Genomic DNA, 20249 nt, shown 5'->3' with positions numbered 1-20249 from the left:
TTTCCGATAACATGCATATTGCTATTGGAGCACACCGGTGAAAAGTTGTCACAGAGCATGCTTCCCGAAAGTGGGAACCGGTTTCGGGGGATTCCGGCGTTTCGTTTAAACGGGATATGCTCCGGCATGTGCGGAGGAGAGCAACAGCGTGACGATTCCTGAGTTTTTGAATTTCGCAGGCGTTTTCGTTTTCGCTGCGACCGGTGCTCTTGCCGCCTCGCGCCGGCAGCTCGACATTATCGGCTTTCTGTTCCTTGCCAATATTACCGGTATTGGCGGCGGGACCTTTCGCGATCTCGTGCTCGGCGCGCCGGTTTTCTGGGTCGTCGAGCCCGCCTATCTGCTGGCCGGCACGCTGGCGGCGATCGTCGTCTATTTCACCGCGCACATGGTGGAATCGCGCTATCGCGTCCTGCTCTGGCTCGATGCCATCGGCATGGCCGCCTATACGGTATTGGGTGCCGCCAAGGGGCTGGCGCTCGGTTTCGGGCCGTCCGTCGCCATCGTGACCGGCATTTCCACGGCCACACTTGGCGGCATATTGCGCGACATGGTGGCTGGCGAGCCTTCCGTGCTGATGCGCCGCGAGATTTATGTCACGGCTTCGCTTGCCGGTGCGTGCCTCTATGTCCTGCTTGCCTGGCTGCATGTCGAACCAGCCATATGCGCAGTGGCGGCGGCTTTGACCGCCTTCGTTATTCGCGGGGGCGCCCTTTATTTCGGCTGGACATTGCCCGTCTATAAAAGCCGTCCCGGGCGCACCGAAGAAGAGCTTCAGCGCGACCGGATAATCAGGCCGGAATAAGCCTTATACCAGCCCGGCCTGGCTTGCGGCTGCCTGCAGGCTGAGTTGCGGGCGCGGGCCCATCTGCTGGATGATCAGGCCTGCCGCCAGCGAACCGAGACGCGCGCAATCTTCAAGCGAACGGTCGTTGGTATAGCCGTACAGGAAACCGGCGGCGTAAAGATCGCCTGCCCCCGTCGTATCGACCAGCGCATCGATTTCAATGGCGGGAACGGTCAGGGTCTGGTCGGGCGTGACCACGACCGCGCCTTTTTCCGAACGGGTGATGATTGAAAGCGCGCAATCCATGCGCATGGAGGCAATCGCCGTTTCGAGCGATTTCGTCTTATAGAGCGACTTGGCCTCGTCCTCATTGGCGAAGACGATATCGACCGTGCGCGAGCGCATAAGCTCCAGAAATTCCTCGCGATACCGGTCCACGCAGAACGGATCGGAAAGCGTCATCGCCATCTGACGGTTTTTCTCATGCGCGATCTTCGATGCAAGGACGATGGCTTCCTTGGCGCGCGGCGGGTCCCACAGATAGCCTTCGAAATAGGTCACTTTCGCATCGGACACCTTGGAGGTTTCGACATCCTCCGGGCCAAGTTCCACACAGGCACCGAGAAAGGTATTCATCGAGCGTTCGCCATCCGGCGTCACGAAAATCATGGAACGGGCGGTCGGCGATCCATTTTCCAACGGGCGCGTATCGAAGGCAACGCCCTGTGCGCGGATGTCATGCGCGAAAACACGACCCAGATGATCGGTCGCGACCTTACCGAAATAGGCCGATCGTCCGCCGAGACTTGCAACGCCTGCTGCGGTATTTCCGGCGCTGCCGCCAGACATTTCCGTCACCGGGCCTGCAATGCGGCCATAGAGCAATTCGGCACGATCCGCGTCGATCAGGTTCATCGCGCCTTTGACGATACCGTTTGTTTCCAGAAAAGACTCATCAGTGCGCGAAATAATGTCGACAATGGCATTGCCGATGCAAAGGACGTCGAATGTGGCCATGAGCGCGAGAAGCTCCCCTTTTGATTGGTCTCCTGTCCGCCAGAAGCAGATCGGTCACGTGGGTGCCGGTTTAGCCGTTTGCAATCCCTTTGGCTACCCTGCAAGCTTCCCTACCGTGATCGTGCGGCTTGCTTCGGAATGGAGGCATACCTATTTCCATCTTTGTCCACAGTCGGAATTGGGGCCCAAATGATCCTGGATGCTGCCTTGAAGGCTCTGAAGCGCCTGACCACACCGGAATTGCGCGCAGTTTTCTGGAAGACCCTCGGTTTGACGCTGTTGCTGCTAATCGGTCTTTGGGCCGCAGTCCGTCAAATCTTTTTTACTTTTGCCTGGCCATGGATGGAGCAGATATTGCCCGGCATGCCGGATTGGGCAGGCTGGCTCGGCATCGTTGCCGCCATCGTTGCAGGTCTTGGCCTGGCGCTTGTGCTCGCATTGATGATTGCACCCGTTACAGCGCTCGTCGCAGGCCTGTTTCTCGATGATGTCGCCGAAGTAGTCGAACGCGAGGACTATCCCAACGATCCTCGCGGCACGCCGTTGCCGACCGGCCGTTCCATCGTCGTTTCGCTGAAATTTCTCGGCATCGTCATCATCGGCAATATCGCCGCCCTGCTGATGCTGTTCATACCCGGCATCAACCTGATCGCCTTCTTCGTCATCAATGCCTATCTGCTCGGGCGGGAATTCTTCGAGTTTGCGGCCATGCGCTATCGGTCCGAAGCCGAGGCGAAGGCGCTACGGTCACATTATGGCGTGACGGTCTTTCTGGCCGGGCTGCTGATTGCAGGCTTCATGGCGATACCGATCGTCAACCTTCTCACCCCGCTTTTCGCGGCAACGATGATGGTCCATCTGCACAAGGCGATCTCGCAGCGCGAAAGCAAGCTCACGCCTGCGGCGGCAAGGGGATAAGCGGCGCGGGCACGTCGCAGGTTTTCGCCGGATATTTGCAGATATCCGCAATCACGCATTTCTCGCATTCGGGCTTGCGCGCCTTGCACACATAACGGCCATGCAGGATGAGCCAGTGATGCGCGTGAAGCATGTATTCGGCTGGAATGACCCGGACGAGGATGGCTTCCACGGCCTCCGGCGTCTTGCCGGGCGCAAGCCCGATCCGGTTGCCGATGCGCAGGATATGCGTGTCCACCGCCATGGTCGGCTGGCCGAAAGCCATGTTCAGCACCACATTGGCCGTCTTGCGGCCAACGCCCGGCAATTTCACCAGTTCATCCCGGTCGCCGGGAACCTCGCCGCCATGATCGCGGATCAGGGCTTCGGACAGGAGGATGACGTTTTTCGCCTTGTTGCGCCAAAGACCGATGGTACGGATATAGTCGCCGACTTTTTCCTCGCCGAGCGCCAGCATTTTCTGCGGCGTATCGGCAACGGCAAAGAGCCCTCGCGTCGCCTTGTTGACGCCTGCGTCGGTGGCCTGCGCCGAAAGAACGACGGCGACAAGAAGCGTGAATGCATTCACATGCTCAAGCTCGCCCTTCGGCTCGGGTCTCTGGATGGAGAAACGGCGGAATATCTCGTGAATTTCATCCGCCGTATAAAGCGTGCCCCGCACCCGACGCTGGGAACGGGCAGGAGATGCGTTCACGGGCGATTTGATTTTGGCCTTTTCCATTCCGCCTCTATAATGGTTTCCCTATCGACAAAACAATCAGCAGCTTGACGCAGGCCCGATGCGGCATTGCGAGATGATCTGAAAACGATGCACCACCCAGACGGCGCGGAACCCGACCGGTTCGACAAACCCATTTTCGAGGCCTTGCTCACGCCCTATCGTTCGCTCGGGCGGACGGGCTTTGCCGTGCTGATGGGAGCCCTGATCGGTTGCTGGATGTTCGTAGGCATTCTTTTCTGGTCCATCGGGGCCTGGCCCATCTTCGGGTTTTTCGGCCTTGATGTCCTGCTCATCTATCTGGCCTTCCGCTGGAATTATCGTGCCGCCCGGGCGCGGGAGGAAATCTCCGTATCGCGTTCCGCCCTGCATATTCGCAAATATGCGGCATCCGGCAAGGTGACCGCGCATCGCTTCAATCCGTTCTGGACACGGTTCAAGGTTGCGCGAAAGCCTGACATTGGCATCACCGGCATGAGCGTCGAGAGCCGCGAAATGAGCGTCGCGGTCGGCAAGTTCCTCAATCCCGATGATCGGGAAAGCTTCGCCACGGCCTTCGGCGCGGCACTCGCCGAAGCGCGTCGGTAAGCGCTCCTAAAGTTCCCGGGTATCTTGCGCCTGAACTTCACCCTACGATGGAGTGAAGGAATCCGGATTGGCCCTTGAAGTCAGGCTTTTCACAAGCCATATCAGTTAGCGAAGAGTACGCCGTATGGGTTCTCTTCATAACGGTCGCTTCTCATCAAGGACTGATGCAATGACAAGAATGACACCGTTTTCGAGCCCTCTGCTGCTCGGATTCGACACGATGGAAAAGACGCTGGAACGGATCGCTAAATCCGGCGATGGTTATCCGCCCTATAATATTGAACGCCTGCGTGGCGAGACTGGCTCCGAACGTCTGCGCATCACCCTGGCGGTGGCCGGGTTTTCCAGCGACGACCTCGAAGTCATGACGGAAGACAATCAGCTCGTCATCCGCGGACGCCAGACCGACGATACCGAACGGGAATTTCTGCATCGCGGCATCGCTGCCCGGCAGTTCCAGCGCGTTTTCGTTCTGGCAGACGGCATGCGGGTTCTCGGTTGCGATCTGAAAAACGGCCTTTTGGCCATCGATCTCGACCGCCCGGAACCGGAGCGGCTGATCAAACGAATCAACATAGCGGTGAAAGACTGAAACTGTTCAGTTTTTGTTCAGCACAAGTCCGCTATATTGAAAATGTGAAGCTCTGAAGCGGCATGGTCGCAAATGACATGCCGACGAAATGGAGGCTACGACCATGAACAGACAGATATTCACCGAAAACGAATTCGCCCATCTCGGCGAAGGTGAAGTTGCCTATGTGCGCAAGATCCGTTCTGATGACCTTGCCCGCAGCTTCCCTGCCCTCCCACCGATCGAGCCGGGCCTGGAACTCTGGGCGCTCTTTGGCGCCAGCGGTGAGCCAATCGTGCTTTCCGATGTTCGCGCCACCGCGCTGCAGGGCGCACAGGAGCACGAACTGCGCACCGTGATGCTGCACTGATCTTTGGTGCGATAACGGCCGTCGCCGGTATCGCGTCGCTGGCGGCATCTGCCTTCCCGCACATCGTTTCTGCGAGCGGACAAACAAAACCGCCGTTCAAGCTGAACGGCGGTTTTGTTTACGAGAAACTATTTGAACTCAGGCCGCGTTGGACGCTGGCTGAGCGGTCAGGAATGAATAAAGCGCCTGCGCGTCATGCGTGCCGCGCAACTTCGCAACAGTATCGGCGTCGCGCAGCATACGGGCGATGCGCGAGAGAGCCTTCAGATGATCCGCGCCGGCATTTTCCGGCGCGAGAAGCAGAAAAACAAGATCGACAGGCTGATCGTCCAGCGCCTCGAAATCGACCGGGGTTTCCAGACGAGCGAAGATTCCGGCTATTTTGTTGATGTTCGCCAGCTTGCCGTGCGGAATGGCAACGCCATTGCCCACCCCGGTGGAACCGAGGCGTTCACGCTGGAGAATTGTTTCGAAAACTTCGCGCTCAGGGAGACCGGTCAGTTCCGCAGCCTTCTCAGACAGAATCTGCAAAAGCTGCTTTTTGGAGCTGGCTTTCAGCGCAGGGATAATCGCCCCTGGCTGAATCAGATCACTAAGATCCATTCTCTCCGTTCCTTCTTCAATCAGGCCTTTTCAGCCCGGTTTTGGGAAGCGCACGCGGCCGCCGATCGCGGTCCGCTGCGTGCGCTTCAGGTTTGCCGTCAGGCGCGGGGCGCGGCCTGGCGGGTGACCATCGATGGATCGACCCAGCCGATATTGCCGTCCGCCCGACGGTAGACGATATTAACTTCATCATTGCCGGCATTGCGGAATACCAGAACCGGATTCTCGATCAGATCCAGTTCCACGACCGCCGACGCCACCGACATGGTGCGCAGGGCGACGGACGATTCCGCAACAATTGTCGGCGCGTAATCCGCCGGAAGATCCTCCTCTTCCTCCGGCAGGGGTGCCATAACACGATATGCAACGTCATCATAGATCGCATCCGGCTGCGTGGCAGGACGCGATTTCAGACGGCGCTTGTAGCGGCGAAGGCGGGTTTCGATCTTGTCCGCAGCCGCTTCGAAAGCCAGTTGCGGATCCTGTGCCTCGCCAGTGCTTTGCAGAGTCGCACCGCTATCGAGGTGCAGGGTGCAATCGGCACTGAAACGCGAACCGGACTTGGTGACCGTAACCTGTCCGGAAAAGCCATGATCGAAATATTTGCCGACCGCTTCGTTAACCCGATCAATGATCCGGGTCGTGAAAGCTTCACCGACGTCCATATGCTTTCCAGATACACGCAGAGTCATTTGGCACACCTCATTTGCGTTACACCACAGAACCCAGTCTAATCACAAGGCGAGCGAAGCGCAAAGCGAACCAGCATCAAAGATGCTTTTCATCCAGTGCGTTTTCCAACCAGATCCATGATGCCGACGAGCTTCTCAGGCGCACTCTCCGCAGAGGTGTTGAAACACCTTCCGAAAAGCCTTCGAAGTCCTGGCTGCTCCCGGAAAAGCCCTTGAGGGGGTGGTTGCCACACATTTCTCTTACGTAACGCCCGGTTAGCGTCACCCGTTCGGGTGACATGCCTTGGAACGCCGCATTGTCCTTCCTTCAAACATATGCACAATCGCAATTTCTTCCAGAAATTACGCATTCCCGGACATTTCCCGCAGAAACATATGCTGGAAACGTCAATCTCATGCTTTCTCCCGAAAACCGGCCAATCCGGGAGATATGCTTCAATTCTGCTTTGACGCGGCTTCCGTGTAACAAGCCGTATTAGGGACCAGCGCCTCAGTTCACGCTGACCGCCTGTCGTGAAAGCCGGAAAACCGAGGCTTTAATTACGGGCCGCAGCGCGAGCCGGGCTTCTATTGGTTGAAATGGCGCTTGTCAATTGGCCCTCTTGCCAGTCGATCGCCCTGCAATATCGATCTTTTCACAAATCGAGATCGAATTTTTCTGAATGAACAGCGCGACAAGTCAAAAATTTTAGAGCGTTCCTCCCCTGTTTTCACAGGAGAACGAAGCTTGAAATACATTTCGGGGCCGCCTTGGCGGACGATCAGGAAGCCGACAATCTCGCCTTCTTTTCCCGCCTACGTTGTACCGATGAGGCAATATTCATCGATTCCCGGTATTTTGCGACCGTTCTTCGCGCTATATCCACACCGTCCTTCTTGAGGGCATCCACGATGGCGTCATCGGAAAGCACGTCGTCAGGCTTTTCGGCGTCAATCATCTGGCGGATGCGATGACGCACACTCTCGGATGAATGCGCGTCGCCCCCCTCGGAGGAGGCGATGGAAGCATTGAAGAAATAGCGCAATTCAAACACGCCGCGTGGCGACGCCATGAACTTGTTCGCGGTCACCCGACTGATGGTGGATTCATGCATGCCGACCGCATCCGCGACAATACGGAGGTTGAGCGGCTTCAAATGGGTCACTCCGTGACGCAGAAAACCGTCCTGCTGCCGCACGATTTCCTGCGTGACCTTCAGGATAGTGCGGGCGCGCTGGTCAAGGCTGCGCACAAGCCAGTTCGCAGTCTGCATGCAGTCCGAGAGAAACGCCTTTTCCTCGGCTTTCACCGAGGCGTTCACCTCGGCATAATATTCATTGTTGACGATGAGGCGCGGCATGGCTGCGGCATTCAACTCGATAGCCCAGCCGTCATCGCGCGACGGCGTCACCAGCACGTCCGGCACGATGGCATCGGCGACCGAAATCTCGAACAATGCGCCCGGTTTTGGATCGAGCATGCGGATTTCGGTCAGCATATCGATAATGTCGGCCTGATCGACGCCGCAGATTTTCTTGAGGGTAGCGAAGTCGCGCCGCGCCAGAAGATCGAGATTGTCGATCAAAGCTTCCATCGCCGGATCGAACCGATCCTTGAGGCGCAACTGTATCGCCAGGCACTCGCGCAGGTCACGAGCGAAAAGGCCATGGGGATCAAAGGTTTGCATTACACCGAGCACCCGCTCGATTTCGACCGTTTCCACCCCCAGGTTCTGGGCGAGCCCCACAATATCGACACGCAGATAGCCGCTCTCGTCCAGTGCGTCGGCAAGCGCGGTTGCGATGAACCGGTCCATCGTTGCGGAAAAAGTCAGCGCGATCTGTTCCGCCACATGCTCGCCCAGCGAAACCCGGCTCGCCGTGATCTGGTCGATGTCATAAGCGCTGGCTGAAACATATCCGTCGCCGCCGGCGGATTTCCATTGCGCGGCAAGGTCAGGCCCGATCTCATCGGAGCGCCCCGGATCGTCGGGAAAGATGTTCTCAAGCGAACTGTCGAAGGTGGAAGAAAGGCTCTCCGCATCGCCGGAGACTTCCGTCTTGAACCAGTCGTCCTCCGACGCTTGGGACTCTATCTCTCCCTCACCGGCCTCTCCATCGTCGCGGACGGAGTCCGAGCCTGCAAAATCATCATTTGCTGCCTCGATTCGGTCCAGAAGCGGATTTTTTTCGATTTCGGCGTCGAGAAACTGCTCCAGTTCCACATGCGTCATTTGCAGCAGTCTTATCGACTGCATCAACTGGGGAGTCATTACCAGCGATTGCGACTGACGGAAATCGAGCTTGGGCGACAATGCCATGCGACGCGTTATTCTCCCCGGTTTACCCCTGCCGACCTCCACGGACCGCATGTTCAGGCCGAACGGAATGAAAACTGGTATGAACCTTGCTTGTCAATTCAGAATGCGCGTTTTTCAAGCAAAAGGGGAAATTAGTCGCGGAAGGCATGGGCAAATGTGGAGGCGCGCTGTTTCGCGCGCTCCCAGATCATGATGCGTCAACATGGGAATTTGGAGCGCCGACCTGAATTCGTTCAGACCGATGGGCGCTCTAGAGAGTGAACTGGTCGCCGAGATAAAGCCTGCGCACGTCCGGGTTGGCAACGATTTCCGCAGGGCGTCCATGCGTCAGCACCTGACCGGCGTGAATAATGTAAGCGCGATCGATAAGGCCGAGCGTTTCGCGCACATTATGATCGGTGATCAGGACGCCGATGCCGCGGCTGGTCAAATGGCGGACAAGCTGCTGAATATCCGAAACGGCAATCGGATCGACACCCGCAAAAGGCTCGTCCAGCAGCATGAAATTCGGGCGCGAGGCAAGCGCACGCGCAATTTCGAGACGGCGGCGTTCACCGCCGGAAAGCGAAATGGCGGGTGCCTTGCGCAAATGCGCGATGTGAAATTCTTCCAGGAGCGCATCCAGTTCGGATGTGCGCTTGGAGCGATCCTTCTCCACCACTTCAAGCACGGCCTTGATGTTATTTTCCACCGAAAGCCCCCGGAAAATGGACGCTTCCTGCGGCAGATAGCCAATGCCAAGACGCGAACGGCGATACATCGGCATCGATGTGACATCAAAACCGTCGATCTCGATGGAGCCCGCATCAGCCGGAACAAGGCCGGTCACCATGTAGAAACAGGTAGTCTTGCCGGCACCGTTCGGCCCCAGAATACCGACGGCTTCACCCGCCCGCACGCCGAACGACACGCCGTTGACGACCTGACGGCCGCGATAGCTCTTGCAGAGACCGCGTGCCACCAGCGTACCCTTGAGACGCGCCGACTTACCCGGCTGGCCGGGCATGGCTCCGGCAACATCGGATGGTGCGTTCACATTTTGCGATGCGTCTTGCGACCCGTCGGCCTTCTTGTTCCAGAACAATCCCACGCCTGCTCCGGTCAGTTCTGCTTGGGCGCAGCACCGCCCTGCTGTTGATCTTTCGGAGCCATGATGATCGATACGCGACCCTTGGACTGCCCCTTGCAGCTTTCGACATTGGCGCGTCCCGTATCGAGATGCGCGGTCAGCTTGCAGCCGGTCACGACATTGTCGCCATCGGTCAGCACCACCTTCTGGCCCTGGAGAACCATCACCTGGTTTTTGGCATCATAGCGGCCCGTATCGCCGGTTGCGACCTGGGTGCCAGACTTGAGATAGACTTTTCCAGAAATGTCGATGTGATCGATGCTCGATGAATCGAGGCCACCCACGCCGGCACTTGCCGGTTCCGGCGCCTGAGCGTCACCGTCCTTCTTGGCCTTGTTGTAATAGACCGTCATCTGGCCGGCCTTGAGCAGCGCATCGCCCTGCGAAACGGCAACATTGCCGGTGAAGACCGCAACGCCTTCCTTGTCGCGCATTTCAAGCTTGTCGGCGTCGATCTTTACGGGAGCCTTGCTGTTGGAAAGCTTCAGGCCGTTCACAGCCGCGCCTTCCTGCGCCAGAGAGGCTGTCGGAGCCGCGACCATGCCGAGCGCCAGAACTGCAAATCCCATCCGCAAAGTGCGGGCCATCGTACCCTTGTTCATCTTGCCCGTCTCGCGTTCCATATATCACCAGCTCCCCGAAGCATTCGACCATTCCTGGGCCGACATGCGGTCAGACGCAACATTAAGCACTTTGCGTCCAAATGGGAACATTCGGCATCGCAAAATGCGATCAAAAAAGCGGTTTAGAGCCTGTGGTATTCCGATTGCATCAGAATCACGCTCTAACAATTTGTTTTCGAGCACATTTCAATCCGAAAACCGGCTTCGCAACGTACTCAAGCGCCCGCACAGATATGAATCGGTTCGAACGCTTCGCCTGTCCTCAAATCAGGCTTCCTTTTCAGGGAGCCTTGTTGGGCGAAACAACGCTGCCGTCAACGGTCATTCGAACCTTGTTCTCAAAAATCAGAACCTTGCCGTTGTCCTTGACCTGCATGCTGTCCGCCAGAATATGCGTGCTGCCGCTGCGGATGTCGACGGGCTTGTCGGTCGTGATCTGCCCGCTCTTGAGATTTACGTCCGCAGAATGCATCACCGCACGCAAACCATCATCCGTGGTAACAGTAAAGTCCTTATCAAGTTGCAAACGCCCATTGGCATTGTCGTAAACACCCGACGTCGCCTCGACCTTGGCCGTGCCCTTTTCACCAACCGGCAATTCGGCGGAAATGCCTTCCAGTGAAATCGCGCCGCTGTTCTTCGCATCCTGCGTCGCCTTGGCAGCGGTCATCGAATAAGGGCGGTTGTCCTTGGTGTATCCATTGAGATGCGGGCTCGTCATGACAAGCTTACCGCTTTCGCCGCCATTATTCACTTCCACCTTTATGGGTGTGTTCGGCGTCGCAAGAAACGTGTACCATGAGAACACGGCCGCCACGATAACAGCGGCCACCGGCAGCGCGGTCTTCAAGACACGAACACGGACAGAATGGCGCTGTGCCGCGTGGAAGAGCGCCTCTGCCTTCTCCGACGCCCCAAAGCGCATGCCGCCCTTGCCGCGACCCTGGGAGGTCACGTTCTGCGGCGCATGGCTGGGTGTCGTGTCGGCGGTCATGTTGCGTTCAGTTCCTCAATGCTTTCCTGGAATTCAATAATCGGCGCGCCTATGTCGCGCTTTTTCATTTCAATAAGGTTTATTTGGGGTGAAATAGACGGTCGCTCAATAGCTTCATACCGCACAAAACACCGCACCCGCCTCCCAACAGGGCAGCAGGAACGGTTTATGTGCTTGATAATTCATCCCATTTTGCACTCTACCGAGATTGATAGAATGCTAATCAACTCTTTGATATCACAAATCCGGGCCAAACTACAGCCGGGTGTGGCGTCATCATGAAAGCTGAACCGGCAACAAACCGGGAATCGCGGGCATCGCCCTGACAATATATATATCCCGGTAGGAAAGCATTTCGCGAAACAGACGATTTCCGGCCAGTCCTATTTTTCGAAGAGACTTGCCGCATGCCTTCATTCAAGGCAAAAGGTGAACTGCAAGCGCGAACCACGCTATTTGAACGAACGGATGGACGGGAATGGCTCAAGACGCCGAAGCAATCATCGAACGCCGGAAATTGCGCAGAAAGCTGACAGTCTGGCGCGGAGCGTTCCTGCTTCTGATCGCAGCCCTGATCGCCGGTTTCGCTTCGTGGTCCATGCGCGGCACCAATTTCAGCCAGCCGCACATCGCCAAGGTTCGCATCGAAGGCACCATCTTCGAGAATGAGGAATTGCTGAAGCGCCTCGACAAGATAGCCAGTGACGATGCCGTCAAGGGTGTGATTCTGGTCCTCGATTCGCCGGGCGGAACGACGGTTGGCGGGGAAGCCATTTTTGAAGCCGTGCGCAAGATTGCCGAGAAGAAGCCGGTCGTGACCCAGGTGGGCACGCTCGCCGCGTCCGCGGGCTACATGATTGCCAGCGCATCCGATCATATCATCGCGCGGCAGACATCCATCGTCGGCTCCATCGGGGTCCTGTTTCAATATCCCGACCTTTCGAAGCTTCTCGATACGATCGGCGTGAAAGTCGAAACCATCAAGTCGTCGCCGCTCAAGGCCGAACCCAACTATTTCAGCCCGGCCAGCGACGAAGCCAAGGGAATGATCAGCAATATGATCATGGATTCCTACGCCTGGTTCGTGGATATTGTCGAAAAACGCCGTTCATTTACGCATGAACAGGCGCTGGCGCTCGCCAATGGCGCCGTTTTCACCGGACGGCAGGCGCTGGACAAGAAGCTGATCGACGGGCTGGGCGGTGAAGAGGAAGCCGTTGCCTGGCTTGCAGGCAAGGGGCTCTCGAAGGATTTGCCTCGTCTGGAATGGAAGCCGGTCAACGACGATACCGGATTTTCGCTGCGCGACCTCATCATTCATGCCGGTGCGCGCCTCATCGGTGTGCCGCAGGAAGCCGATGGCATGTTGAAGCAGATTGCCAAGGAACGCATCTTTCTTGACGGACTTCTTTCGGTTTGGCACGTTGACGGTACGCCTGAAGCGAATTGACGCCGTCCGGGCAAACGCACACAATATCCGGCAGATACCGGACGAAACAAACAGAAGAACAGGGGTTTAAAGCCGTGATCAAATCGGAACTCGTTCAGATTATCGCCAGCCGCAATCCGCATCTCTTCCAGCGCGATGTCGAAAACATCGTCGGCGCGGTATTCGACGAGATCACAAACGCGCTTGCTGAAGGCAATCGCGTGGAGTTGCGTGGCTTTGGCGCATTTTCCGTGAAAAACCGCCCTGCCCGCAGCGGGCGCAATCCGCGTACCGGCGAAACGGTGGACGTGGAAGAAAAGTGGGTTCCGTTCTTCAAGACCGGCAAGGAACTGCGCGACCGTCTGAACGGCGCAGTCTGATAGACGCTATGGCGGCAAAACGCATCATCGCCATCATCGTTCTTGTACCGCTCGCCGTGGTTCTGATTGCGTTGTCGGTTGCCAATCGCGCGTCGGTGCAATTCACGATCGATCCGTTCAATCCGGGCAATCCGGCCCTCTCCTATCAAGCACCGCTGTTCCTGTTGCTGTTCGGAGCACTTCTCCTCGGTGTCGTCATCGGCTCCCTGGTGACCTGGTTCACGCAGGGCAAGCATCGGCGCAAGGAACGGATGTACAAGCAGGAGGCGGCCCGCCTGCTTGAACGCAGCACAGCCGCCGAAAAGCGCAATATATCGGTCGCGAATTCCTGAAACGGCCTTTATTCTCGAACCCGGAAGCAAACTTCCGGGTTTTCGACTGCTGAAATATCCTTTGTGCGCGGTTGAACGTCGTTTTCCCCTTCCACACCGGCCCTGTTTATCCTACCTAGACCCCAATCATGATGATTGGAGTTTCGGGTGAAAGCGCCAAAGGGAAAAGGCAAAAAGCCGTCGGGCGGCAAGCAGGAGCGTGGTTTCGAGCGCACAAGACACGATGCGCCACGTCCGGAAAACAAGCTTGAGAGCAGGTTTGAAGGCAAGTCCGATAAGGGCTCGTCCTTCAAAAAGCCTCGTCCCCAGTTCGCCAAGGCTGCACCCCGACCTGCGGACGACAAACCCGCCGCGCCGCTTCGCGAAATCAAGCCCTATGCCGGCGCCCGCCCGGCTGAAAAGCTCCCGCTCATCCTCGAAACGGAACCGTCACCCGATTATGCGCTTCTCGACAGCGGCAATGGGTTGAAGCTCGAGCAATACGGCCCCTATCGGATTGTCCGCCCGGAAGGTCAGGCTATCTGGCTGCCGAACCTGCCTCAGAAAGAGTGGGATCAGGCGGATGCCGTCTTCACCGGCAATACCGATGAGGAAGGCATGGGGCGCTGGGCATTTCCGAAACTGCCGCTCGGTGAAACATGGCCGATGCAGCACGACGGCATTTCCTTTCATGGCCGTTTCACCTCATTCCGCCATGTCGGCGTGTTCCCCGAACAGGCCGCGCACTGGTCATATATGGATGGGCGTATCCGGGACGGCGTAAAATCCGGGCGCAGCGTGAAAGTGCTCAATCTTTTTGGCTATACGGGCGTCGCCTCGCTGGTGGCGGCACGGGCCGGTGCGGAAGTGACCCATGTGGACGCATCCAAGAAAGCGATCCTGTGGGCGCGTGAAAACCAGGAAATGGCCGGGCTTTCCGATAAACCAATCCGCTGGATCTGCGAAGACGCGATGAAATTCGTGGCTCGCGAGGAACGGCGCGGCAGCTTCTACGACATCATCCTGCTTGATCCGCCTGCCTATGGGCGCGGACCGAGCGGCGAGGTCTGGCAATTGTTCGAGCATCTGCCCGCAATGGTCGATACATGCCGGTCCATCCTGACGCCGAAGCCGCTTGCAGTCATCCTGACCGCCTATTCGATCCGGGCTTCTTTCTTCGCCATTCATGAGCTGATGCGCGACCGTTTCACCGGTCTTGGCGGCACGGTCGAATCGGGCGAACTTATTCTGCGTGAACGTTCCGCCGACCAGTCGAAAGGGCGCGCGCTTTCCACATCCATGTTCAGCCGCTGGGTAGCAAAATGAGCCGTGACGACGATTTCTCAAAAGGCCAACGCGCCGAATATTCGAAAGTCGGACAGGTCAAGGAAGTCACCAGCCTTACCAATCCCATTGTGAAGGACCTGCGCTCGCTGGCGCTGAAAAAATTCCGTGACCAGCAGGGCGTGTTTCTGGCCGAAGGACTGAAGCTTGTCATCGACGCGCTGGAACAGGACTGGCGCATCAAGACGCTTGTCTTTGCGAAATCCGGCAAGGGCAACAAAATGGTTGAGCAGGTTGCCGCCCGCACCTTCGCCAAGGGCGGACTGGTGCTGGAAGTGACCGAAAAGATCATGGCCGCCATTACCCGCCGCGATAATCCGCAGATGGTGGTCGGCGTCTTCGAGCAGCAGTACCGCCCGCTTGCAAGCCTCAAGCCGAAGGGCAACGACGTCTATATCGCGCTCGACCGCGTGCGTGACCCGGGCAATCTTGGTACTGTCATCCGCACCGCGGATGCGGTCGGCGCCAAGGGCGTTATTCTGATCGGCGACACGACCGATCCCTATTCGCTGGAAACCGTGCGCGCCACCATGGGCTCGGTCTTTTCCATGCCGCTCTATAAGGTGAGCGAAGCCGATTTCCTCAACTGGCGCAAAGGCGTGTCCGGTCTCGTCGTCGGCACGCATCTGAAAGGCGCGGTCGACTATCGCACCATTCCCTATGCCAACAAGCCGGTCGTGCTGATGATGGGCAATGAGCAGCAGGGCCTGCCGGAAAGCCTTGCCGGTGCCTGCGACAAGCTTGCCCGCATCCCGCAGGCGGGACGTGCTGATTCTCTCAATCTTGCCATTGCCACCGGCGTGATGCTCTACGAAATCCGTCGCGACGCGCTCACGCTTGATGAAAGGGCTTCCGGATGAAGCGGCACGCTGTCTGGTCCTCACTTTTTGTCGTCATTCTCACGATACTGATCGATCAGGGCGTCAAGCATCTGGTGGAAACACGGATGGGCTACGGGCAGCAGATCGATCTCCTGCCGTTCCTCGCATTGTTCCGCACGCACAATGAAGGCATCGCCTTTTCCATGCTGGCCTGGCTGCACGACTGGGGACTGGTCGTGATCACGGCCGCAGTTATCCTGTTCGTGCTTTATCTGTGGTGGACCAACGCTCCGGACCGCATTTTCGCGCGTTACGGTTTTGCGCTTGTCGTCGGCGGGGCCATCGGCAATCTTATCGACCGGGTGATGCATGGCTATGTCGTGGACTATATTCTGTTCCACCTGCCGACATGGTCATTCGCCGTGTTCAATCTCGCCGACACGTTCATAACCATCGGCGCTGGGCTCATTATTCTGGAAGAATTTCTCGGCTGGCGTCGCGAGCGGGCCGCCCGCTGACAAGGCAGCTTGATCGGTTTCAGCCTTTCGCATAATTTAATCTCGTGAAATTATAAGATTTTTGAAGAGGATACGGTCCATCCACTTGAATTGACACATTGGTGACATGCTTCTGTCATCCTCGCGTAGCACTGAATCTGTAATGCTTCGGCCGAACTGGACGTCGTGTCCACGCAATCTTGTCGGAACATGGATTGGAATGGTTCCTGCTGAAATATCGGTGGGAAAGCCGTTCAGGAATACGTGAATAGACAAATCAGGAGCCATCATCATGACAGTACTGCTTGGAATGGACCAGCAAATCATTGATGATACCGTCATGTCAGGCTTAGAAGCACAACAGGCGCTGTTCGCGTCCGGCGGCGATCCCATTGTTCTGGGACGCATCGGATCGCTGGAAGTACGGCTTGCCAATTCACCTGAGGCCGTGGAAGCCGCGCAGGAATTGCGCTTTCGTGTCTTCTTCGACGAAATGGGTGCGCGCCGCGAAAGCATCGAGGCTGTGGAGCTTCGCGATGCCGACCGCTTCGACGCTATTTGCGATCATCTGCTTGTTTACGATACCGCCCTGCCCGTGCCGGAACACCAGCAGATTGTCGGCACCTATCGTCTGATGCGCAGCGATCAAGCCGACAAAGCGCTCGGCTTCTATTCCGCCGATGAATATGACGTGCAGCGTCTGGCCCTTTCGCGCCCCAATCTTCGTCTGCTGGAACTGGGTCGCTCCTGCGTGAAGGCGGAATATCGCTCCAAGCGCACCGTCGAGCTGCTGTGGCAAGGCGCCTGGGCCTACTGCCGCCGCCACTCCATCGATGTGATGTTCGGCTGCGCCTCCTTCCATGGGGCCGTGCCTGCAGCGCATGCGCTCGGCCTGTCGTTCCTGCATCATAACTGCCGGGCCACTCCGGACTGGGACGTGCGCGCCCTGCCGCACCGCTATCAGGCCATGGACCTGATGCCGAAGGAAGCCATCAACAACAAGGTTGCACTCTTCTCGATGCCGCCGCTGGTGAAAGGCTATCTGCGCCTTGGCGCAATGATTGGGGATGGTGCAGTGATCGATGAAGCATTCGGCACCACCGATGTGTTCATCATCCTGCCAATTGAGCGCATCTCCAGCCGCTACATTACTTATTACGGCGCTGAAGCGAATAGGTTTGTTTAGTCTGTAGATATTTCCCCTCGCCCTTCGAGACGGCCCTACGGGCCTCCTCAGGATGAGGGGAAATCATCTGGATACCCCTCGCCGAAAAACTCGACGCCCTCACCCTGAGGTGCGGAGCATAGCGAAGCCTCGAAGGGCGAGGGTCCAGAATCTCACGCCTTTCCGGCCAGTTCCTTCAACTTATAAATCAGGTCGAGCGCTTCACGGGGCGTCAGTTCGTCAGGGCTGATGGCAGAGACGGCTTTCACCAGTTCGCTGTCCTTCATTTGCACCTGCGGCTTCGGCTTTTCCTGCTGCAATACGACGGAGAACAGCGGCAGATCATCGATCAGCTTGTCCGCCTTGCCGGAGGTTTCACCGGCTTCCAGCTGGTGCAGAACATCGCGCGCACGATTGACGACCGCCTCGGGCAGACCCGCAAGACGCGCGACCTGCACGCCGTAGGAACGGTCGGCAGCCCCCTTTGCCACCTCATGCAGGAAGACGACATCATTGTCCCATTCCTTCACCCGCATGGTGACGTTGGAAAGCCGCTCCAGCTTTTCCGAAAGTGCCGTCATTTCGTGGAAATGCGTGGCAAACAGCGCACGGCAGCGGTTCTTCTCATGCAGATATTCGACCGCAGCCCAGGCAATGGAAAGGCCGTCGAAAGTCGCCGTACCGCGCCCGATCTCGTCAAGAATCACCAGCGAACGCTCGCCTGCCTGATTGAGGATCGCTGCCGTTTCCACCATTTCGACCATGAAGGTTGAACGCCCGCGCGCCAGATCGTCGGAAGCGCCGACACGGCTGAACAGGCGATCCACGACACCAATCTGCGCGGACCCGGCAGGGACGAAGGAACCCATCTGCGCGAGAATAGCGATCAGGGCATTCTGGCGCAGGAAAGTCGACTTACCGCCCATGTTGGGGCCGGTGAGAAGCCAGATCGCACCGTTTCCTCCATCCTTTTGCGGGGAGAGATCGCAATCATTGGCGACGAACGGATTGGCCGCCTGCCGTCGCAGGGCCTGTTCGACCACCGGATGACGGCCTGCCACGATATTGAAGGACAGGCTGTCATCGACCTGCGGGCGGCAATAGCCCTGCTCATCCGCCAGCACGGCGAGCGCTGCCGAAACGTCGAAGACTGCAAGCGCCGATGCAGCCGCTCGGATGCTGTCGGCATGGGAAACGGCTTCCGCCGTCAGTTCCTCGAACACGGCAAGCTCGATGGACAAGGCGCGGTCTGCGGCATTGGCGATCTTGCTTTCCAGTTCCGCCAGCTCGGTCGTGGTAAAGCGCATCGCATTGGCCATGGTCTGCCGGTGGATGAAACGGCCCTTGGCTTCATCCGTATCCGTCATCGCCCCGGCATTGTTGGCCGTCACCTCGATGAAATAGCCAAGCACATTGTTGTGCTTGATCTTGAGCGACTTGATGCCGGTCTCTTCTATATAATCAGCCTGGAGACCGGCGATTACCCGGCGTGACTGATCGCGCAAGGCCCGCATTTCATCAAGCTCGGCATTATAGCCTGCGCAAACGAAACCGCCGTCGCGTTTGAGAAGCGGCAATTCGTCGGCCAGGGCGCGGTCAAGATGCGCGGTAAAGATGGCGGGCATGGCGCTGACGGCATCGCGGGCATGTGCCAGTTCGTCCGGCAGCAACGCACTTTCCAACAGGTTTGCAATCGTGTGCGCAGCCTCGAAACCTCGCGCGAGGCTGCCCAGATCGCGCGGCCCGCCGCGTCCGACCGCAAGGCGCGAAAGAGCGCGCGGCATATCCGGCACACCTTTCAGTTCCGCACGCATGGCTTCGCAGAGCGACGGCTCGCTCAGGAACCAGGAAACGGAATCAAGCCGCAGCGCAATTTCCTTCGGATTGGTGAGCGGCGCGGTCAGGCGCTCGGCGAGAAGCCGCGCCCCGCCGCCAGTCACCGTGCGATCAACTGCCTTCAACAGGCTGCCGTCGCGGTTGCCCGACATTGTGCGGGCAAGCTCCAGGCTGGCGCGTGTGGCCGGGTCGATGAAAAGCGTGCCGCCCTCATGCTCGCGTTCCGGCCGCATCAGGGGGGGACGCTCGGAAATCTGCGTCTTTTCGATATAGGCAATCGCACCGGAAATCGCCGACAGCTCGGAGCGGCTGAACTGGCCGAAGCCATCCAGCGTCGCGACGTTGAAATAGCGCTGGATACGCGCTTCCGCAGCCGCGCTGTCGAAAAGTGTCGCCGGTTGCGGCGTCACCGCCTTGCCGACCAGATCGAAGACGGGGCGCAATTCCTCATCGTGGAAGGCGCTATCGGCTACCACCAGCTCACGCGGGTCCACCCGCATCACATCGGCGAAAAGCCGATCGGGCGTTGTTTCAGCCACGCGGAAGGTGCCGGTAGAAATATCGATCCAGGCAAGCGCCAATGCGCCATCGCCGCGCGTGCGCCCCATCGCCATCAGGAAATTGGCTTGCGCTGGGTCCAGCAGCTTTTCCTCAGTCAGCGTGCCGGGCGTGACGAGGCGGATCACATCGCGCTTCACCACGGACTTGGAGCCGCGCTTCTTCGCTTCCGCCGGGTCTTCGACCTGCTCGCAGACCGCAACCCGGTAGCCCTTGGCGATCAGCTTTTGCAGATAATCGTCGGCGGCATGGACGGGCACACCGCACATCGGAATATCCTCGCCCAGATGCTTGCCGCGCTTGGTAAGCGTAATGCCCAGCGCCGCAGATGCCTCCACGGCGTCATCGAAGAACAATTCGTAAAAATCGCCCATGCGATAAAAGAGCAGCGAATCGACATTCGCGGCCTTGATCTCGATATATTGCTCCATCATGGGAGTCAGGCGAACGGGCGCTGCCTCGGCGGCATCTTCTTCCGCTTCCAACATATTTTCGCTCGCCTTCGATTCCATCGGTAAACCTTCATTTATTGCCTGGCAAACAATGCCAAGGTCATAAAATTTCGTATTCCATCGTTTTTGGATGAATATCTATTCCC

At 57.9% G+C, this 20249-nt stretch carries 21 protein-coding genes; 12 read left to right on the top strand and 9 right to left on the bottom strand.

Annotated features, from left to right (window positions below; translation table 11 throughout):
• Positions 1 to 148 precede the first annotated feature (148 nt).
• The gene (locus ACOWVS_RS06230) at positions 149 to 805 is read left to right on the top strand and encodes a trimeric intracellular cation channel family protein (RefSeq protein ID WP_006470899.1); all 657 of its coding nucleotides are present in this window, start codon (positions 149 to 151) and stop codon (positions 803 to 805) included.
• Positions 806 to 808: 3 nt separating this feature from the next.
• On the opposite strand, the gene ACOWVS_RS06225 is transcribed toward ACOWVS_RS06230, so the two are convergent.
• Positions 809 to 1804, bottom strand: coding sequence for an adenosine kinase (locus tag ACOWVS_RS06225; protein ID WP_021586373.1), 996 nt, complete (start codon positions 1802 to 1804; stop codon positions 809 to 811).
• A gap of 189 nt (positions 1805 to 1993) precedes the next feature.
• On the opposite strand from ACOWVS_RS06225, the gene ACOWVS_RS06220 reads away from it, so the two are divergent.
• Positions 1994 to 2722: a sulfate transporter family protein gene (locus ACOWVS_RS06220; protein WP_006470901.1), complete on the top strand. Its 729-nt coding sequence runs from the start codon at positions 1994 to 1996 to the stop codon at positions 2720 to 2722.
• Here ACOWVS_RS06220 and nth read toward each other — a convergent pair.
• Positions 2697 to 3443, bottom strand: coding sequence for an endonuclease III (nth, locus tag ACOWVS_RS06215; RefSeq protein WP_021586374.1), 747 nt, complete (start codon positions 3441 to 3443; stop codon positions 2697 to 2699). The genes ACOWVS_RS06220 and nth overlap by 26 nt on opposite strands.
• Positions 3444 to 3530: 87 nt before the next feature.
• On the opposite strand from nth, the gene ACOWVS_RS06210 reads away from it, so the two are divergent.
• The 3 genes from ACOWVS_RS06210 to ACOWVS_RS06200 all read left to right on the top strand — a co-directional run bounded on the left by ACOWVS_RS06210 (position 3531) and on the right by ACOWVS_RS06200 (position 4969).
• Positions 3531 to 4028 (top strand): DUF2244 domain-containing protein, encoded by a 498-nt coding sequence (locus ACOWVS_RS06210; RefSeq protein WP_021586375.1) that lies wholly within the window; start codon positions 3531 to 3533, stop codon positions 4026 to 4028.
• A gap of 169 nt (positions 4029 to 4197) precedes the next feature.
• Positions 4198 to 4620 (top strand): Hsp20 family protein, encoded by a 423-nt coding sequence (locus ACOWVS_RS06205; RefSeq protein ID WP_006470903.1) that lies wholly within the window; start codon positions 4198 to 4200, stop codon positions 4618 to 4620.
• Between the two features lie 103 nt (positions 4621 to 4723).
• Entirely contained in the window at positions 4724 to 4969 is a 246-nt protein-coding gene (locus ACOWVS_RS06200) for a DUF1150 family protein (protein WP_006470904.1), read from the top strand.
• Positions 4970 to 5107: 138 nt separating this feature from the next.
• On the opposite strand, the gene ptsN is transcribed toward ACOWVS_RS06200, so the two are convergent.
• From ptsN to lptC, 6 genes are all read right to left on the bottom strand, one after another.
• Complete coding sequence (gene ptsN, locus ACOWVS_RS06195; protein ID WP_006465889.1) at positions 5108 to 5572, bottom strand: PTS IIA-like nitrogen regulatory protein PtsN; 465 nt, start codon at positions 5570 to 5572, stop codon at positions 5108 to 5110.
• 98 nt (positions 5573 to 5670) lie between these two features.
• Positions 5671 to 6264 (bottom strand): ribosome hibernation-promoting factor, HPF/YfiA family, encoded by a 594-nt coding sequence (hpf, locus tag ACOWVS_RS06190; RefSeq protein ID WP_006470905.1) that lies wholly within the window; start codon positions 6262 to 6264, stop codon positions 5671 to 5673.
• 761 nt (positions 6265 to 7025) lie between these two features.
• Positions 7026 to 8564 (bottom strand): RNA polymerase factor sigma-54, encoded by a 1539-nt coding sequence (gene rpoN, locus ACOWVS_RS06185; protein ID WP_021586378.1) that lies wholly within the window; start codon positions 8562 to 8564, stop codon positions 7026 to 7028.
• 250 nt (positions 8565 to 8814) lie between these two features.
• Positions 8815 to 9654, bottom strand: coding sequence for an LPS export ABC transporter ATP-binding protein (lptB, locus tag ACOWVS_RS06180; RefSeq protein WP_025089796.1), 840 nt, complete (start codon positions 9652 to 9654; stop codon positions 8815 to 8817).
• A gap of 11 nt (positions 9655 to 9665) precedes the next feature.
• Positions 9666 to 10316: an LptA/OstA family protein gene (locus ACOWVS_RS06175; protein ID WP_006465884.1), complete on the bottom strand. Its 651-nt coding sequence runs from the start codon at positions 10314 to 10316 to the stop codon at positions 9666 to 9668.
• A 280-nt stretch (positions 10317 to 10596) separates the two neighbouring features.
• The gene (lptC, locus tag ACOWVS_RS06170; RefSeq protein ID WP_021586380.1) at positions 10597 to 11310 is read right to left on the bottom strand and encodes an LPS export ABC transporter periplasmic protein LptC; all 714 of its coding nucleotides are present in this window, start codon (positions 11308 to 11310) and stop codon (positions 10597 to 10599) included.
• Positions 11311 to 11788: 478 nt separating this feature from the next.
• Here lptC and sppA point away from each other — a divergent pair, with 478 nt between their 5' ends.
• The 7 genes from sppA to ACOWVS_RS06135 all read left to right on the top strand — a co-directional run bounded on the left by sppA (position 11789) and on the right by ACOWVS_RS06135 (position 17278).
• Complete coding sequence (gene sppA / locus ACOWVS_RS06165; RefSeq protein WP_021586381.1) at positions 11789 to 12760, top strand: signal peptide peptidase SppA; 972 nt, start codon at positions 11789 to 11791, stop codon at positions 12758 to 12760.
• A gap of 74 nt (positions 12761 to 12834) precedes the next feature.
• Positions 12835 to 13119: an integration host factor subunit beta gene (locus tag ACOWVS_RS06160; RefSeq protein ID WP_004687882.1), complete on the top strand. Its 285-nt coding sequence runs from the start codon at positions 12835 to 12837 to the stop codon at positions 13117 to 13119.
• A gap of 8 nt (positions 13120 to 13127) precedes the next feature.
• On the top strand, positions 13128 to 13451 hold the full coding sequence (locus tag ACOWVS_RS06155) for a lipopolysaccharide assembly protein LapA domain-containing protein (protein WP_021586382.1): 324 nt from the start codon (positions 13128 to 13130) through the stop codon (positions 13449 to 13451).
• A gap of 147 nt (positions 13452 to 13598) precedes the next feature.
• Positions 13599 to 14756 (top strand): class I SAM-dependent rRNA methyltransferase, encoded by a 1158-nt coding sequence (locus tag ACOWVS_RS06150; RefSeq protein ID WP_021586383.1) that lies wholly within the window; start codon positions 13599 to 13601, stop codon positions 14754 to 14756.
• Entirely contained in the window at positions 14753 to 15634 is an 882-nt protein-coding gene (locus tag ACOWVS_RS06145) for a TrmH family RNA methyltransferase (RefSeq protein ID WP_021586384.1), read from the top strand. The genes ACOWVS_RS06150 and ACOWVS_RS06145 overlap by 4 nt, the downstream gene beginning before the upstream one ends.
• Positions 15631 to 16113 carry a signal peptidase II gene (gene lspA, locus ACOWVS_RS06140; protein WP_021586385.1) on the top strand — a complete coding sequence of 161 codons (483 nt, stop codon included), beginning with the start codon at positions 15631 to 15633 and terminating at the stop codon, positions 16111 to 16113. The genes ACOWVS_RS06145 and lspA overlap by 4 nt, the downstream gene beginning before the upstream one ends.
• A 271-nt stretch (positions 16114 to 16384) precedes the next feature.
• Positions 16385 to 17278: a GNAT family N-acetyltransferase gene (locus ACOWVS_RS06135; protein WP_006465876.1), complete on the top strand. Its 894-nt coding sequence runs from the start codon at positions 16385 to 16387 to the stop codon at positions 17276 to 17278.
• A gap of 152 nt (positions 17279 to 17430) precedes the next feature.
• On the opposite strand, the gene mutS is transcribed toward ACOWVS_RS06135, so the two are convergent.
• On the bottom strand, positions 17431 to 20163 hold the full coding sequence (gene mutS / locus ACOWVS_RS06130; RefSeq protein ID WP_025089797.1) for a DNA mismatch repair protein MutS: 2733 nt from the start codon (positions 20161 to 20163) through the stop codon (positions 17431 to 17433).
• Positions 20164 to 20249: the final 86 nt, after the last annotated feature.

Origin of the sequence: Brucella sp. IR068 (assembly GCF_049065885.1) — a bacterium.
GTDB classification, from domain to species: Bacteria; Pseudomonadota; Alphaproteobacteria; order Rhizobiales; family Rhizobiaceae; genus Brucella; species Brucella intermedia.
This window is presented reverse-complemented; position numbering and strand designations above follow the sequence as displayed.